This is a genomic window from Streptomyces sp. SCSIO ZS0520, assembly GCF_025643355.1.
GTDB classification, from domain to species: Bacteria; Actinomycetota; Actinomycetes; order Streptomycetales; family Streptomycetaceae; genus Streptomyces; species Streptomyces physcomitrii.
In genome coordinates, this window is the sequence record NZ_CP092644.1 from 3,602,853 (window position 1) to 3,617,326 (window position 14,474).

The following is a 14,474-nucleotide window of genomic DNA, read 5'->3' on the forward strand; positions in this document are numbered from 1 at the left end:
CGCGACAGGAGTCCACACGGCACCAGCAGAGAACGCTTTCCCGCCCGAAAGGCGCCGCGTGCACGAGACAGCCCATCCCCACGACCTCGACGAACTGTGCGCGCCGGGCGCCGAGTTGTACGCCCGTGCGCTCCAGGAGGGCCGCATCCGCACCGCGGTGGCCGAGGCCGCGCCCTGCCTGGTGGACGGTGCCCTGCTCCAGCCCGACGTCCGCGACACCGACTGGCTGCTGCCCACCCCGCCCTCCGTCGCCCTGCCCCGGCTGCTGCGCGGCATCGAGGACGGCATCGCGGCGCAGCGGCGGCGCGAGTCCCGCCTCACCGAGCAGTTCGCGCCGCTGCTCCAGCTGCACAGCTCCCAGCAGGCCGACCAGGGCGCCGCCGCGATCACCGTCCTGGAGGGCGTCCCCCGGGTCAGATCCGCCCTCGCGCACGCCGTACGCGAATGCGCCGAGGAGGCGCTCTCGCTGCAGCCCGGCTCCGAGGTGCCCGCGGAGATCGCCCGCTCGCGCCCGTACGAGCAGGACATCCTCACCCGCGGCGGCACCATCCGCACCCTCTACGAGCACAGCCACCGCCATCTGCCGCTGGTGCTCGACCACTTCGCCTCGCTCACCGGGGACGTGCAGGTCCGCACCCTGGACGAGGTCAGCGAGCAACTCCTCGTCTTCGACCGGGCGGTGGCCTTCCTCCCGGCCAACTCCGCGCGCACGGTGGCCCTGGAGATCCGCCACCCCGCGCTGATCGACTACCTCGTCCTCAGCTTCGAACGCCTCTGGCGCCTGGCCACCCCCATGCATCCGGTGATCGCCCCGCTGCCCGCCACCGACGGCGTCACGGACCGCCAGCGCGCCATCGCCGCCCTGCTCGTCGAGGGCGAGACCGACGACCGGATCGCCGAGCGCCTCGGACTGAACGTCCGCACCTGCCGCACCCACATCGCCCACCTCGCCACCATCCTCGGCAGCTCCAACCGGGCCCAACTCGGTTACCTCATCGGCCGATCGGGCATCCTGGACGGCCCCGCATGAACGACCAGGCCCCCGACGACCCCCATGCGCCCAGAACGTCAGGAAAGGCAGTGACCCGGGAAGTGGCCCCATGACCGGAGGTGACCCGGCAGCCCCCCTGGCCGGGACGGCGGCGCACGGCCACGACCCGGCCGAGCTGTGCCCCGAGGGCGCGGAACTGTACGGGCGGGCGCTGCGCGAGGGCCGGGTGACACGGCAGGCGGCGGCGCGCGTGCCCTGCCTGGCCGAGGCGCGGCTGCTCGCGGCCGACCCCGAGGACCCGGGCGCCCTGCGGCCCACGCCGCCCGCGGTCGCGCTGCCCCGGCTGCTGCTCGACGTCTCGTACGGCATCGCCGACCGGCGAGGGCAGGCGGAGCGGCTGGCCGCGGAGTTCGCCCCGCTGATGGCGCTCGGCAGCGAGGGGCCCCGGCCCGGGACCGGCGGGGACGCCAGGACCGGCGGGGGCACGGGGGGCACCGGGACGGCCGGGTACGCCGTGCCCGCCCCCGCGCTCACCGTGCACGAGGGCTTCGAGCGGATCAACGCGGCCATCGACGAGGCGGTCGGCGAGGCCCGCACCGAGCTGCTCTCCATCCAGCCGGGCGGCACCCGGGCCCCGGCGACGCTGGCCCAGGCCCTGGCCCGGGACCGCGAGCTGCTCGCCCGGGGCGCCCGGATGCGCACCCTCTACCAGCACACCGCGCGCCACGACCCGAGCGTGCACGACTACTACGCGCTCCTGGAGGGCGACGCCGAGGTGCGCACCCTGGACGAGGTGACCGAGCGGCTGGTGATGTTCGACCGGCGGGTGGCGTTCATCCCGGCGAGCAAGGACCGCACCGTCGCCCTGGAGGTCCGCCACCGGACGCTGCTGGACTACTTCGTGATGACCTTCGAGCGGCTGTGGCGGCTGGCGACGCCGATGTACCCGGCGAGCGAGTCGGTGCCCTCGGCGGACGGCATCACCGCCCGGCAGCGCGCCATCGCCGCCCTGCTCGTCGAGGGCGAGACCGACGACCGGATCGCCGAGCGCCTCGGCCTGAACGTCCGCACCTGCCGGGCGCACATCGCGCGGCTCGCGGCCGTCCTCGGCAGCCGGAGCCGGGCCCAACTCGGCTATCTGATCGGCCGGTCGGGCATCCTCGACCAGCGCCCGTGACCCCGTCCGCGCCCGCCCGGCCGGGGTCCCCGCCCAGCTCAGCAGCCCCGCGGGGGCCCGAGTGTGGCCTGTGTCTCGCCTCTCTTCCGTACCCCTGAAAGGTCATTTGCGCGCTTTACTGCCCTATGCCACCCCTCCTGTCGCTGCGCTGCAAAAAGATGACCGTGGTGTGACAGGTGGGTGCACTGCATGGTGGAGGACGACGACGACCGTGACGCAGGACGACTGCCGCGCCCCCGCAGCCTGCGTCGCTGTGGGCGGGCCGGATTCAGGGACGGCCCGCCCGGGGAAAGCGCGCCTCTCGCGCGACAGCACTCCGGGGAGTGGGAGCACAGATGGGAAGACCAGAAGCACACATCGATCCGTCCCAGGGACCTCTGCAGCGTTTCGCGAACGATCTGCGCACGGTACGGCGCAAGGCGGGCAGCCCCTCGTACGAGAGCCTCGCGAGCCGGGCGAACTACTCGGGCACCACGCTGGCCGCCGCCGCCCGCGGCATCCAGCTGCCCAGCCTGGAGGTCACGCTCGCCTATGTGAGCGCCTGTGACGCCAACCCGCAGCCCTGGGTGGGCTATTGGCACCGCACCCGGGCCGCCCTGGCCCAGCGCGGGGACGTCCACGAGAAGGTCCGCGTACGGGCCTGAACCGGCCACGGGGTCCGGATGCCGCGCGGACACGAAGACCCGGACACCCGCGTACGCACACGACAGGTCCGGGAGGCGCACTCCGCCTCCCGGACCTGTGGTGTACCGGTGCCGGTGCTGTTCCGGTACCCGGTACCGATCTGCTCCTGTGCCGGTGCCCCGGCCCCGCTCAGCCCTGCCGCTTGGGCTTCGGCCGCCAGACCACCAGGGCGCTGGACTGCTGCTGCTGGTACGGCACCAGATCGCGGCGGTAGGAGGCGTGGACGGCCGCCTCGCGCTGCTGCATCGCCGCCGCCGCGCCCTCGACCGCGGCCGAGAGCTCGGCCACCCGGGACTGGAGGGCGGCGACCTGGTTCTCCAGCTCGATGATCCGCTTGATGCCCGCCAGGTTGATGCCCTCGTCCTGGGAGAGGGCCTGCACCTGGCGCAGCAGCTCGATGTCGCGGGCGGAGTAGCGGCGGCCGCGGCCCGCGGTCCGGTCCGGGGAGACCAGGCCGAGGCGGTCGTACTGGCGCAGGGTCTGCGGGTGCAGGCCCGAGAGCTGGGCGGCCACCGAGATGACGTAGACCGGGGTCTCGTCGGTCAGTTCGTACGCCCTGCCACTGAATGAGTTGTGCCGACGGCGGCCGTCCATCCTCATGCTCCCTTCGCGGCCTGGAAGAGTTCTGCCCGCGGATCCTCGTCCGCACTCGCCTCGCGGTAGGCCTCCAGGGCGTCCCGCGCCTTGCCGATGACGTCCTTGGGCACCACGACCTCGACCGTGACGAGCAGATCGCCCCGGGTGCCGTCGCCCCGGGCCGCGCCCTTGCCGCGGGCGCGCATGGTGCGGCCGTTGGGCGTGCCGGGCGGCAGCTTCAGGGTGACCGGCGGCCCGCCGAGGGTGGGCACCTTGACCTCGCCGCCGAGCGCCGCCTCCGGGAAGGTGACGGGCACCGTGACGGTGAGGTTGTCGCCCTTGCGGCCGAAGACCGGGTGGGCGTCGACGTGCACGACCACATACAGATCACCGGCCGGGCCGCCGCGTTCGCCGGGGGAGCCCTTGCCGCGCAGCCGGATCCGCTGCCCGTCGCTGACGCCCGCCGGGATGCGGACCTGCATGGTGCGCGAGGACTTGGCGCGCCCGCTGCCCTTGCAGACCTCGCAGGGCGTCTCGGCGAGCAGCCCGCGGCCCTTGCAGTCCGGGCACGGATCGGTCAGCGAGAAGCCGCCGCCGGAGCCGCGCGCCACCTGCCCGGTGCCGACGCAGGTCGGGCACACCCGGGGGGTGCCGTTCTTGTCGCCGGTGCCCGAACAGGCCTTGCAGGGCTGCTGGCTGGACATCCGCAAGGGGACGGTCGCGCCGTCCACGGCCTCGGTGAAGCTGAGCGTGACCTCGGACTCGATGTCCTGGCCCCGGCGCGGCTGGGTACGGCTGCCCGCACCCGCGCCGCCCCGGTTGAAGAGACCGCCGAAGACATCGCCGAGGCCGCCGCCGAAGCCGCCCGCGCCCTGGCCCTGCGCACCCCCGCCGAAGAGGTCCCCGAGGTCGAAGTTGAACGAGCCGCCGCCGCCCGCGCCCGGCCCCGGGCGGAATCCGCCGTTGCCGAACAGGGCGCGCGCCTCGTCGTACTCCTTGCGCTTCTTGGGGTCGCCGAGGATGTCGTTCGCCTCGGAGATCTCCTTGAAGCGCTCCTCCGCCTTGGTGTTGCCGGTGTTGGCGTCGGGGTGGTTCTCCCGGGCCAGCTTGCGGTAGGCCTTCTTGATCTCGGCGTCGGTGGCGTCCTTGGGGACGCCGAGAACCTTGTAGTAGTCCTTCTCGATGAAGTCCTTGGTGCTCATCCCCGGCGTCCCTCCTCTCCTGCACGGATGGCGTCAGCCCTCGTCCGGGCCACCGCTCTCCGTTCCTTTGGCCTGCTCGCCGTCGGCGCCCGCGTCCTCGGCGCCCTTGCCCTGCTCGGCGCCGTCCTTCTCGGCGGCCTGCGCCCCGGGCTGGGGCTCGGCCACCGCCACCCGCGCGGGGCGGATGGTGCGTTCGCCGAAGCGGTACCCCGGCTGAAGGATGGCCACGCAGGTCGTCTCGGTGACGTCCGGCGCGTAGCTGTGCATGAGGGCTTCGTGGATCGTCGGGTCGAAGGGCTCGCCCTCCTTGCCGAAGTGCTGGAGCCCCATCTTCGCGGCGACGGCCTCCAGCGACTCGGCGACCGACTTGAAGCCGCCGACCAGCTCGCCGTGCTCGCGCGCCCGCCCGATGTCGTCGAGCACCGGGAGCAGCTCGCCGAGGAGGTTCGCCACGGCGATCTCCTTGACGGTGACCCGGTCCCGCTCCACCCGGCGGCGGTAGTTCTGGTACTCCGCCTGGAGGCGCTGGAGGTCGGCGGTGCGCTCGCCGAGGGCGGTGCGCACCTGGTCGAGCTGGGCGATCAGCCCCGCGTCCCCGGCCGGGGCCGACGCGCCCTCAGGAGAGGGAACGTCGGCCTTCGGCTCGGCACCGGCCGCTTCAGGGGTGTCCTTTGGGCCCTTGGCGGCGGTGCCTTCGGAGACGTCAGGCTCGTTGTTCTCGTCGAAGCCCGGGGTCTCCTCGGTCACGCGGCACCGTCCTTGCCCGGCTTCTCGTCGTCGACGATCTCGGCGTCCACGACGTCGTCCGCGTCGGCGGGACCACCCTGGGCGCCACCGGGGGCGGCACCGTCGGGACCGGGGCCACCGGCCGCCTGGGCGTCCGCGTACAGGGCCTGGCCGAGCTTCTGCGAGACCGCGGCGACCTTCTCGGTGGCGGTGCGGATCTCGGCGGTGTCCTCGCCCTTGAGCTTCTCCTTCAGCTCGCCGACGGCCTCCTCGACCTCGGTCTTCACCTCACCGGGGACCTTGTCCTCGTTGTCCTTGAGGAACTTCTCGGTCTGGTAGACGAGCTGCTCGCCCTGGTTGCGGGACTCGGCGGCCTCGCGGCGCTTCTGGTCCTCGTCGGCGTACTGCTCCGCCTCCTGGCGCATCCGGTCGACCTCGTCCTTCGGCAGCGAGGAGCCGCCGGTGACGGTCATCTTCTGCTCCTTGCCCGTCCCGAGGTCCTTCGCGGTGACGTGCATGATGCCGTTGGCGTCGATGTCGAAGGAGACCTCGATCTGCGGGACGCCGCGGGGCGCCGGCGGCAGACCGGTCAGCTCGAACATCCCGAGCTTCTTGTTGTACGCCGCGATCTCGCGCTCGCCCTGGTAGACCTGGATCTGCACGGACGGCTGGTTGTCCTCGGCCGTGGTGAAGATCTCGGAGCGCTTGGTCGGGATCGTGGTGTTGCGCTCGATCAGCTTGGTCATGATGCCGCCCTTGGTCTCGATGCCGAGGGACAGCGGGGTGACGTCGAGCAGCAGGACGTCCTTGACCTCGCCCTTGAGCACACCGGCCTGCAGGGCGGCGCCGATGGCGACGACCTCGTCCGGGTTGACGCCCTTGTTGGCCTCCTTGCCGCCGGTCAGCTCCTTGACCAGTTCGGCGACGGCGGGCATGCGGGTGGAGCCGCCGACGAGGACCACGTGGTCGATCTCGGAGAGCTGGATGCCCGCGTCCTTGATGACGTTGTGGAACGGCGTCTTGCAGCGCTCCAGCAGGTCGCTGGTGAGCTGCTGGAACTGGGCGCGGGTGAGCTTCTCGTCCAGGTGCAGCGGGCCCTCGGCGGAGGCCGTGATGTAGGGCAGGTTGATGGTGGTCTCGGTGGACGAGGACAGCTCGATCTTGGCCTTCTCGGCCGCCTCGCGCAGGCGCTGGAGCGCCATCTTGTCCTTGCCGAGGTCGACGCCGTGGCCGTTGTTGAACTGCTTGACCAGGTAGTCGACGATGCGCTGGTCCCAGTCGTCACCACCGAGGTGGTTGTCACCGTTGGTGGCCTTCACCTCGACCACGCCGTCACCGATCTCCAGGAGCGAGACGTCGAAGGTGCCGCCGCCGAGGTCGAAGACGAGAATGGTCTGGTCGTCCTTGTCGAGGCCGTAGGCCAGGGCGGCCGCGGTCGGCTCGTTGACGATGCGCAGGACGTTCAGGCCCGCGATCTCACCGGCCTCCTTGGTGGCCTGCCGCTCGGAGTCGTTGAAGTACGCCGGGACGGTGATGACCGCGTCGGTGACCTTCTCGCCGAGGTAGGACTCCGCGTCGCGCTTCAGCTTCTGGAGCACGAAGGCGGAGATCTGCTGCGGGTTGAAGCCCTTGTCGTCGATGTCGACGCGCCAGTCGGTGCCCATGTGACGCTTGACGGACCGGATGGTCCGGTCGACGTTCGTGACCGCCTGACGCTTCGCGACCTCGCCGACGAGCACCTCACCGTTCTTGGCGAAGGCGACGACGGACGGCGTGGTCCTGGCGCCCTCGGCGTTGGTGATGACGGTGGGCTCACCGCCCTCCAGAACGCTGACGACCGAGTTCGTCGTGCCCAGGTCGATGCCGACCGCACGTGCCATTTTTGATTCCTCCAGCTGACTTGAGTGGAACGGACTCAAGAGTGCACCACGAAGGCGCATCCGTCAACAGAGCTGAGTCGAGGCCACTCAACTTTTATCCCGGCCTTACGGGCAAGGCGCCGCCCGCCCCAGGCTCCCACCACCCCCGAAGACCCGCCCCGCCGAGCCGCTCCGGCCCCCCGCCCGCCGATCTGACGCCACGCCAGGAGAGGCTTGCCTCAGCGACACAGATCACCGCGCCGCTGGCTACAGTGCGGCGGAACATGTAGGTAATCTCGGAGCGGACAGATAAGTTACCGCTTAGTAAGCGACCGCCCCGCGCAGGTACGAGGAGCCTTTCCATGCAACTCGCCGCGATCATCGTGTCGACGGTCCTCAGCGTGATCGGTGTTGCCCTCTTCGGCCGCGCCATCGCCCATTTCGTGCGCTTCTTCAAGCTCGGCACGCCGCTGCCCGAGCAGGCGAACCGCCTGGACAACCCCTGGGCCCGCAGCGTCACGCTGACCCGGGAGTTCCTCGCGCACACGCGGATGAACCGCTGGGGCATCGTGGGCTTCGCCCACTGGTTCGTGGCGATCGGCTTCCTGACGCTGCCGCCGACCATCGTCAACGCCTTCGGCCAGCTCTTCGAGGCCGACTGGACCCTGCCGGTCCTCGGCGGCTTCCTGCCGTACGAGATGTACATCGAGTTCATCGGCACGATGACCTCGGTCGGCATCCTGGCGCTGATCGTGATCCGGCTGCTGAACCTGCCCGGCCGCGCGGGCCGCAAGTCCCGCTTCACCGGCTCCACCGGCTGGCAGGCGTACTTCGTCGAGTACGTGATCCTCATCATCGGCCTGGCGATCATGGTCCTGCGCGGCCTCGAAGGCGCCCTGCACCACGTGGACCACTACGAGGCCGCCTACTTCGCCTCGTACCCCCTGGTCGCGCTCTTCGACGGACTGGACGTCTCCACGCTCCAGACGCTCACCTACTTCTTCGCCATGATCAAGCTCGGCACGACCATGATCTGGATGATCACGGTCAGCACGAACCTGGACATGAGCGTCGCCTGGCACCGCTTCCTGGCCTTCCCCAACATCTGGTTCAAGCGCAACGCCGAAGGCGCCGTCTCCCTCGGCGCGCTGCAGCCGATGACCTCCGGCGGCAAGGCGATCGACTTCGAGGACCCGGGCGAGGACGACCAGTTCGGTGTCTCCCAGATCGAGCACTTCTCCTGGAAGGGCCTGCTCGACTTCTCCACCTGCACCGAGTGCGGCCGCTGCCAGTCCCAGTGCCCCGCCTGGAACACCGGCAAGCCCCTCTCCCCCAAGCTCCTCATCATGTCGCTGCGCGACCACTCCCACGCCAAGGCGCCCTACCTGCTCGCGGGCGGCGGCAAGACGATGGAGGGCGAGGAGAAGGCCTCCGAGGAGCAGCTCAAGGACGTGCCCGCCGCCGCGCTCGCCGAGGCCGAGCGCCCGCTGATCGGCACCGCCGAGGAGAACGGCGTCATCGACCCGGACGTGCTGTGGTCCTGCACCACCTGCGGCGCCTGCGTCGAGCAGTGCCCGGTGGACATCGAGCACATCGACCACATCGTCGACATGCGCCGCTACCAGGTCATGATCGAGTCCAGCTTCCCCTCCGAGGCGGGCACGATGCTCAAGAACCTGGAGAAGAAGGGCAACCCCTGGGGCCTGGCGAAGAAGCAGCGCCTGGAGTGGACCAAGGAGGTCGACTTCGAGATCCCGATCGTCGGCAAGGACATCGAGGACCTCACCGAGGTCGAGTACCTGTACTGGGTCGGCTGCGCCGGAGCCCTGGAGGACCGCGCGAAGAAGACCACCAAGGCCTTCGCGGAGCTGCTGCACATCGCGGGCGTGAAGTTCGCCATCATGGGCGGCGACGAGAAGTGCACCGGCGACTCCCCCCGCCGCCTGGGCAACGAACCCCTCTTCCAGGAACTGGCCATGGAGAACGTGGCCACCTTGAACATGGCCTTCGGCGAGGACGACGAGGACGAGTCGACCAAGAAGCCCAGGTCCGCGAAGAAGATCGTCGCGACCTGCCCGCACTGCCTCAACACCCTGGGCAACGAGTACCCCCAGCTCGGCGGTGACTACGAGGTCATCCACCACACCCAGCTGCTCCAGCACCTCATCGACGAGGGCAAGCTCATCCCGGTCACCCCGGTCGAGGGCCTGATCACCTACCACGACCCCTGCTACCTGGGCCGCCACAACAAGATCTACACCCCGCCGCGCGAGATCATCGGCCGGGTCCCGGGCCTGCGCAACGAGGAGATGCACCGCCACAAGGAGCGCGGCTTCTGCTGCGGCGCCGGCGGCGCCCGGATGTGGATGGAAGAGCGCATCGGCAAGCGCATCAACAACGAACGCGTCGACGAGGCCCTGTCGTTGAACCCCGACATCGTCTCCACCGCCTGCCCCTTCTGCCTCGTCATGCTCACCGACTCCGTCAACGGCAAGAAGAACGACGGAGCGGCCAAGGAGTCGATCCAGGTCGTGGACGTCGCCCAGCTCCTCCTGGACTCGGTGAAGACCCCGGCCGACCCCTCCGGCGAACCCGCCGAGGAGACCGAACCGGAGCCCGAGCCGGTCAAGTAGCGAGCAGGCGCCGAGCCGCACGCAATCGCCAAGCAGCAAGTACGCAGCACGAGTTGAGGGCCGGGTCCGCCGCAAGGCAGCCCCGGCCCTCTCCGTGTACGCCCCCCTCAGCCGCGCGTGCCCCCACCACCGGTGCCGCCGCCCGTGCCCGCGGCGTCCCCCGTGCCCGCGGCCCCGCCCGTGAGCGCGGCGTCGGCGGCATCGAGGATCCGGCCGAACACGCGGACCAGCAGCGGCTTCACGAGACGGCGGGTGAGCAAGGACCCGAAAGGCAGGCGCACTTGGGCCGTCGTCGTCCACACCACCCGCGTACCGCCCGGGACTTCGGTGAAGGTGAGCCGGCCGCCCCCGTGGCGGGCCGGGGGGAAGCAGCGCTCCACGACGTAGTCGAAGTCGTGGGGCGGGTGGTAGGTGGTGACGCGTTCGCGGAACCAGCCGATGAGCCAGGTGTGCAGGCGCACCGCGCCGACCCCGTAGGGCGCTCCCTCGCCGGGCCGGGCCAGGCGGGCGCGGAGCACCAGCGGGCTGCGGGTGTAGTTGCTGGTGGTCGCGAGCCACTGGAAGACCTCTTCGGCGGGGGCGGCGATCACCCGCTCCGCGGTCATCGTCTCCATGGGTGCTCCTTCTCTCGGGTGAGCGGGACGGGGGCCTCGGCCGCCGTCAGCTTGTCGGGGTTGCGGATGGCGAACAGGCCCCGTACGAGGCCGTCCTCGATGTCGATCGTCAGCACGGTGTCGAGGCGGGTGCCGGAGTGGAAGAGGATCGAGGGCATCGCGTTGTGGGTGCCCAACTCGGCGCGCATGGCGCGCATTTCGCCCGCCGCCAGGCTGACGAGGAAGCGGGCGACCCGCTCCCGTCCGACCAGCGGCCTGGGCGCCGCGGCGGCCTTACCGCCGCCGTCGGAGATCTCCACCACGTCCGGGGCCATCAGATCCATCAGGCCCTGTACGTCGCCGGAGTGGGCCGCGGCGAGGAAGCGCCCGGCGATCTCGGCGGCGGCGCGGGAGTCGGTGCGGTGGCGCTTGCGGCGGGCGCGGACATGGGACCGGGCGCGGTGCGCGATCTGGCGGACGGCAGGCTGCGTCCGGCCCGTCATCTCGGCGATCTCCGGATACTCGTAGCCGAAGACGTCCCGCAGCACGAAGACCGCGCGCTCGTCCGGGCCCAGGCTTTCGAGCACCAGCAGCATCGCCGTGGAGACCGACTCGGCGAGCAGCACGTCCTCGCTCGCCTCCGGCCCGGTGCACAGCGGCTCGGGCAGCCAGCTGCCGATGTACTCCTCGCGCCGCCGCCGGACCGTACGGAGCTGGTTGAGCGCCTGCCGGGTGGCGATCCGGGCGAGGTAGGCGCGGGGGTTCGCGATCTCCCGGTGGCCGAGGCGGCTCCAGCGCAGATAGCTCTCCTGGACCACGTCCTCGGCGTCGGCGGCGCTGCCGGTGATCTCGTAGGCGAGGGTGAACAGCAGCGGCCGGTGGGCGGCGAAGACCTCGTCGGCCTCGTCCCGGCCCTGGCCCTGGCCCTGCGGACCGGTCATCTCGGCTCCTCCGCTCGGTTCGGTTCTCCCCGTACGCCCATCGGACACCGCCCGCCGGACGGCTGTGACAGGCCGCGAGGTGGCCTCGCTCACAGGGCGGCGCGGCGGCGCGGTCTTTGGCCGAGTGAGCCATCTGGCACCCCGCACCCGTACCGCCCCGGGCCGTACGAGAGCATCATGTGCCCGTCACGTCACAGGAGCCGCACAAGCGGGGGTGGCGGGTCGGAGCAGAGACACACGGCGGTGGCGCGGGCCCGGGACGGCCCGGGCAAGGGTGGGGTGGACCATGGGCGGCGCGAGAACGGGCGGCTGGGCGAGGACGCCGGGCGGGCCGGAGGGCCAGGGCGCGGGGGCCGGTGCGCGGGCGGGGCGGCGGAGCAGGAGCCGCCGCCTGCTGGGGCTCGGCGCGGTCACGGGCTGCGCGCTGCTGCTCGCGGCCTGCGGCGGGGGCGGCGGCGAGGACGGCGCCCGGGGCGGCCCGGCACCGTCCGCGCGCAAGGCGCCCGCGGTGCGCCCGGTGCCCGCGGGCAAGGGCAGCAAGGCCGAGAGCGACTTCAACGGCGACGGCGCCCGCGACCTCGTCCTCAACGACCTGGTGAAGGCCGACTCCCACGGGGACGACACGGGGATCGGGGTCGTCTACGGGTCCGCCTCCCCCGGGGGCTCAGGAGCCGGGACCACCGACACGCCCGCCGACGAGAAGGCCGGGGCGAGGGCCGGTGGAGATACCGGGGCGGGCGGCGGCGGACTGCGCCCCGCCGTACGGCAGTTGCTGACCCCGGCCGCCCAAGCCGCCCGCGTGAAGGGCGAGTTGCCCGCCACCTTCGACGCGGAGGCGGTCTGCGACCTGGACGGGGACGGCTTCAGCGATCTGGTGGTCTCCACCGACCCGCCCTACGACGGCCAGGGGCGCCCGCCGGTACCGCTGCAACTCCTCTTCGGCTCGCCAAAGGGCCTGACCGGCAAGGCAGTTGTGCTGCGCATCCCGGACCGCGCCCGCTACGGCAACGACTGGCCGGACCAGCCGGTCTGCGGCGACTTCGACGGCGACGGCACCGCCGACCTCGTGGTGCACGCCACCGGGGGACGGCTCAGCTTCCTGCGCGGACCGTTCAGCCGCCAGGGCGCACCCCGCACCGCGGGCAAGGCGCTGCGCTCCCCCGGCAGCGTGCCGACCGGACCCGCCGCCGACATCGACGACGACGGCTACGACGACCTCCTGGTCCGCGCGGGCGGCCAGAACTCCACCTCCTCCGTGGTCCTCGGCTCCGCGAAGGGCCCCAACACCACCGGCGTCCTCCTCCCGGCGGGCACCGGCGCCGTCTTCGGCGACTTCGGCCGCGGCAAGGGCACCGACGCGGCGATCGGCACCCCCACCGCCGTCGCCCTGCGCTACGGGATCCCCGGCACCCTCCGCAGCACCCTCGACCTCCCCGGCACCGACCTGCACGCCGCCGACTTCGACGGCGACGGCACCGACGACCTCGTCACGGGCGGCAAGCGGATCCGCGTCCTCCCGGGCGGCCCCAAGGGCCTCACCACCACCGACGCCGTCACCGTGCGGCCCCCCTCCGCCGGCGAGACCCGCGTCCTGGAGACCGCCGACTTCGACGGCGACGGCCGCGCGGACCTGGTGCTGCGGACCGTACGCGGGGGCGCGGCGGACACGGTCGCGGTGTACCCGGGACGTGCGGACGGGCTGGTGGCCGGACGGCCCGAAGTCACCTTCTCCACCGCGGAGTTCCTGGGGATGGAGTGAGGAGCGACGCCCGGAACGGGAGAGGAGGAGCGGGGAGGCAGGAGTCTCCCTGCGCCGACGGCCCGATCAGGACGCCGAACTCCCCTCCCCGGCAGCGGAGTCGGCGGTATCTTCCCCGGCGGCCGAGTCGACCGGGGCACTCTCCCCCGCAGCCGGGTCGGCGGCAGCACTCTCCCCCGTACCCGCCCCCTCGGCGATCAGCCTGATCTCCTCCGCGACCAACTCCGGGTCTGTCAAGGTCACATAGTGGCCCGAGCGCGGGGCGATCACGTGCTTTCCGCGGGTGGCCCCGGCGGCGGAGCGCGCGTGGGAGTCGTTGGCGGCGCGGCGGGTGGAGGCGTTCATGCCCGCGCCGGTGAGGGCGCCGGAGATGATCGTCACGGGGATGCCGTCCAGGGCGGGCGGTTCGGCGCGGAAGGCGTACAGCTCGTCGAGGTAGGTGCGGGCCTGGGCGCGGTGGGTCCTGATCACCTCGGCGGTGAGCCCGTCGTTCTTCATGTCCCGGCGCGCGTCCTCGGGCAGCGGCCTGGCCACCGAGCCGTAGGCCGCGCCGAGCAGTCCGAGCCGGGCGAGCAGCAGGTTGACCGCGATGACCACCCGCTCCGCCCGCCGGAACATCGGGCGGAACAGCAGGTCCGCGCCCTCGTCGGTCGGGTCGACGAGGACCAGGCCGCGGATCCGGTCGGGCCGCGCGGCGGCGGCGAGGCGCACCAGGGGCCCGCCCGCGCTGTGCCCGACGAGTACGTAGGGGCCGGGCCCGAAGTGGTCGAGCAGGTCGGTGAGGTCGTCCGCCATGCGGCGCAGGGTGCGCGAGCCGGGGTCGGCGGGGCTGCGGCCGAGCCCGGAGCGGTCGTAGACGATCGCCCGCGTCCAGGCGCCGACGGCGGGCTGCACCAGCGCCCAGGAGGAGCGGGTGGCCGCGGCGCCCGCCTCGAAGACGACGGTCGGGAGCGGGGTCTTCCCGCCGGTGTCCGGTCCGGTGTCCGCGCCGGTCTCCGTATCCGTATCCGTATCCGTATCCGTCTCCGTCTCCGCACCGGAGTCCGCGGCGGGTCCCGGCAGCACCATGGCGTGCAGCCTGCGTCCGTCCCGGGTGGGCACCCACTCGCCGCGTCCCTGAACGTGCCCTGCCGCGCTGCTGGTTGAGGACATACGCCGCTCCTTCCCCCGTCGGGCCGCCTTCCCGTCGCCCGCCGCTCGTCGAAAGCCGGGCGAACACAGGCCGGTTGAGCTAGTTAGGGTAACCTAAGTTCCCCAACGGGGGTGCGGGGAGCGGCCGTTCCCCCTCCCCCGGCTGAGTAGCCGACCCGGGTACGCGTACTCATCCCGCCCC

The 14,474-nt window shown here is 72.0% G+C and carries 12 protein-coding genes; 5 read left to right on the forward strand and 7 right to left on the reverse strand.

The window, feature by feature from the left end:
- Positions 1–58 precede the first annotated feature (58 nt).
- The 3 genes from MID12_RS13780 to MID12_RS13790 all read left to right on the forward strand — a co-directional run bounded on the left by MID12_RS13780 (position 59) and on the right by MID12_RS13790 (position 2,812).
- Positions 59–1,030 (forward strand): helix-turn-helix transcriptional regulator, encoded by a 972-nt coding sequence (locus tag MID12_RS13780; RefSeq protein ID WP_040250449.1) that lies wholly within the window; start codon positions 59–61, stop codon positions 1,028–1,030.
- A gap of 70 nt (positions 1,031–1,100) precedes the next feature.
- Entirely contained in the window at positions 1,101–2,168 is a 1,068-nt protein-coding gene (locus tag MID12_RS13785; RefSeq protein ID WP_078844958.1) for a helix-turn-helix transcriptional regulator, read from the forward strand.
- Between the two features lie 335 nt (positions 2,169–2,503).
- Positions 2,504–2,812 (forward strand): helix-turn-helix domain-containing protein, encoded by a 309-nt coding sequence (locus MID12_RS13790; RefSeq protein ID WP_052482321.1) that lies wholly within the window; start codon positions 2,504–2,506, stop codon positions 2,810–2,812.
- A 169-nt stretch (positions 2,813–2,981) separates the two neighbouring features.
- Here the strand turns inward: MID12_RS13790 and MID12_RS13795 are convergent, their stop codons facing one another.
- Genes MID12_RS13795 through dnaK form a run of 4 tightly spaced genes read right to left on the reverse strand, consistent with a single transcriptional unit; the run spans position 2,982 to position 7,236 of the window.
- The gene (locus tag MID12_RS13795; protein ID WP_040250452.1) at positions 2,982–3,446 is read right to left on the reverse strand and encodes a heat shock protein transcriptional repressor HspR; all 465 of its coding nucleotides are present in this window, start codon (positions 3,444–3,446) and stop codon (positions 2,982–2,984) included.
- A 2-nt stretch (positions 3,447–3,448) separates the two neighbouring features.
- Entirely contained in the window at positions 3,449–4,630 is a 1,182-nt protein-coding gene (dnaJ, locus tag MID12_RS13800; RefSeq protein ID WP_263167383.1) for a molecular chaperone DnaJ, read from the reverse strand.
- Positions 4,631–4,663: 33 nt separating this feature from the next.
- On the reverse strand, positions 4,664–5,377 hold the full coding sequence (grpE, locus tag MID12_RS13805) for a nucleotide exchange factor GrpE (protein ID WP_040250457.1): 714 nt from the start codon (positions 5,375–5,377) through the stop codon (positions 4,664–4,666).
- Positions 5,374–7,236 (reverse strand): molecular chaperone DnaK, encoded by a 1,863-nt coding sequence (dnaK, locus tag MID12_RS13810; protein ID WP_263167386.1) that lies wholly within the window; start codon positions 7,234–7,236, stop codon positions 5,374–5,376. The genes grpE and dnaK overlap by 4 nt, the downstream gene beginning before the upstream one ends.
- Before the next feature lie 341 nt (positions 7,237–7,577).
- Between dnaK and MID12_RS13815 the strand changes: the two genes are divergently transcribed.
- The gene (locus tag MID12_RS13815) at positions 7,578–9,848 is read left to right on the forward strand and encodes a (Fe-S)-binding protein (RefSeq protein ID WP_040250465.1); all 2,271 of its coding nucleotides are present in this window, start codon (positions 7,578–7,580) and stop codon (positions 9,846–9,848) included.
- A 107-nt stretch (positions 9,849–9,955) separates the two neighbouring features.
- Here the strand turns inward: MID12_RS13815 and MID12_RS13820 are convergent, their stop codons facing one another.
- Positions 9,956–10,462, reverse strand: a complete 507-nt coding sequence (locus MID12_RS13820; protein ID WP_263167388.1) for an SRPBCC family protein — start codon at positions 10,460–10,462, stop codon at positions 9,956–9,958.
- Positions 10,450–11,382, reverse strand: a complete 933-nt coding sequence (locus tag MID12_RS13825; RefSeq protein ID WP_052482323.1) for an RNA polymerase sigma-70 factor — start codon at positions 11,380–11,382, stop codon at positions 10,450–10,452. The genes MID12_RS13820 and MID12_RS13825 overlap by 13 nt, the downstream gene beginning before the upstream one ends.
- A gap of 286 nt (positions 11,383–11,668) precedes the next feature.
- Between MID12_RS13825 and MID12_RS13830 the strand changes: the two genes are divergently transcribed.
- Positions 11,669–13,141, forward strand: a complete 1,473-nt coding sequence (locus tag MID12_RS13830) for an FG-GAP repeat domain-containing protein (protein ID WP_263167391.1) — start codon at positions 11,669–11,671, stop codon at positions 13,139–13,141.
- A 66-nt stretch (positions 13,142–13,207) separates the two neighbouring features.
- On the opposite strand, the gene MID12_RS13835 is transcribed toward MID12_RS13830, so the two are convergent.
- Positions 13,208–14,293 (reverse strand): alpha/beta fold hydrolase, encoded by a 1,086-nt coding sequence (locus MID12_RS13835; protein WP_263167393.1) that lies wholly within the window; start codon positions 14,291–14,293, stop codon positions 13,208–13,210.
- Positions 14,294–14,474 lie beyond the last annotated feature (181 nt).

What these genes read in the sequence shown, in the direction of transcription:
- MID12_RS13785 (WP_078844958.1), top strand. Translation starts at nt 1,101, where the DNA reads ATGACCGGAGGTGACCCGGCAGCCCCCCTGGCCGGGACGGCGGCGCAC.
- MID12_RS13790 (WP_052482321.1), top strand. Translation starts at nt 2,504, where the DNA reads ATGGGAAGACCAGAAGCACACATCGATCCGTCCCAGGGACCTCTGCAG.
- MID12_RS13795 (WP_040250452.1), bottom strand. Translation starts at nt 3,446, where the DNA reads ATGGACGGCCGCCGTCGGCACAACTCATTCAGTGGCAGGGCGTACGAA.
- dnaJ (WP_263167383.1), bottom strand. Translation starts at nt 4,630, where the DNA reads ATGAGCACCAAGGACTTCATCGAGAAGGACTACTACAAGGTTCTCGGC.
- dnaK (WP_263167386.1), bottom strand. Translation starts at nt 7,236, where the DNA reads ATGGCACGTGCGGTCGGCATCGACCTGGGCACGACGAACTCGGTCGTC.
- MID12_RS13815 (WP_040250465.1), top strand. Translation starts at nt 7,578, where the DNA reads ATGCAACTCGCCGCGATCATCGTGTCGACGGTCCTCAGCGTGATCGGT.
- MID12_RS13820 (WP_263167388.1), bottom strand. Translation starts at nt 10,462, where the DNA reads ATGGAGACGATGACCGCGGAGCGGGTGATCGCCGCCCCCGCCGAAGAG.
- MID12_RS13825 (WP_052482323.1), bottom strand. Translation starts at nt 11,382, where the DNA reads ATGACCGGTCCGCAGGGCCAGGGCCAGGGCCGGGACGAGGCCGACGAG.
- MID12_RS13830 (WP_263167391.1), top strand. Translation starts at nt 11,669, where the DNA reads ATGGGCGGCGCGAGAACGGGCGGCTGGGCGAGGACGCCGGGCGGGCCG.
- MID12_RS13835 (WP_263167393.1), bottom strand. Translation starts at nt 14,293, where the DNA reads ATGTCCTCAACCAGCAGCGCGGCAGGGCACGTTCAGGGACGCGGCGAG.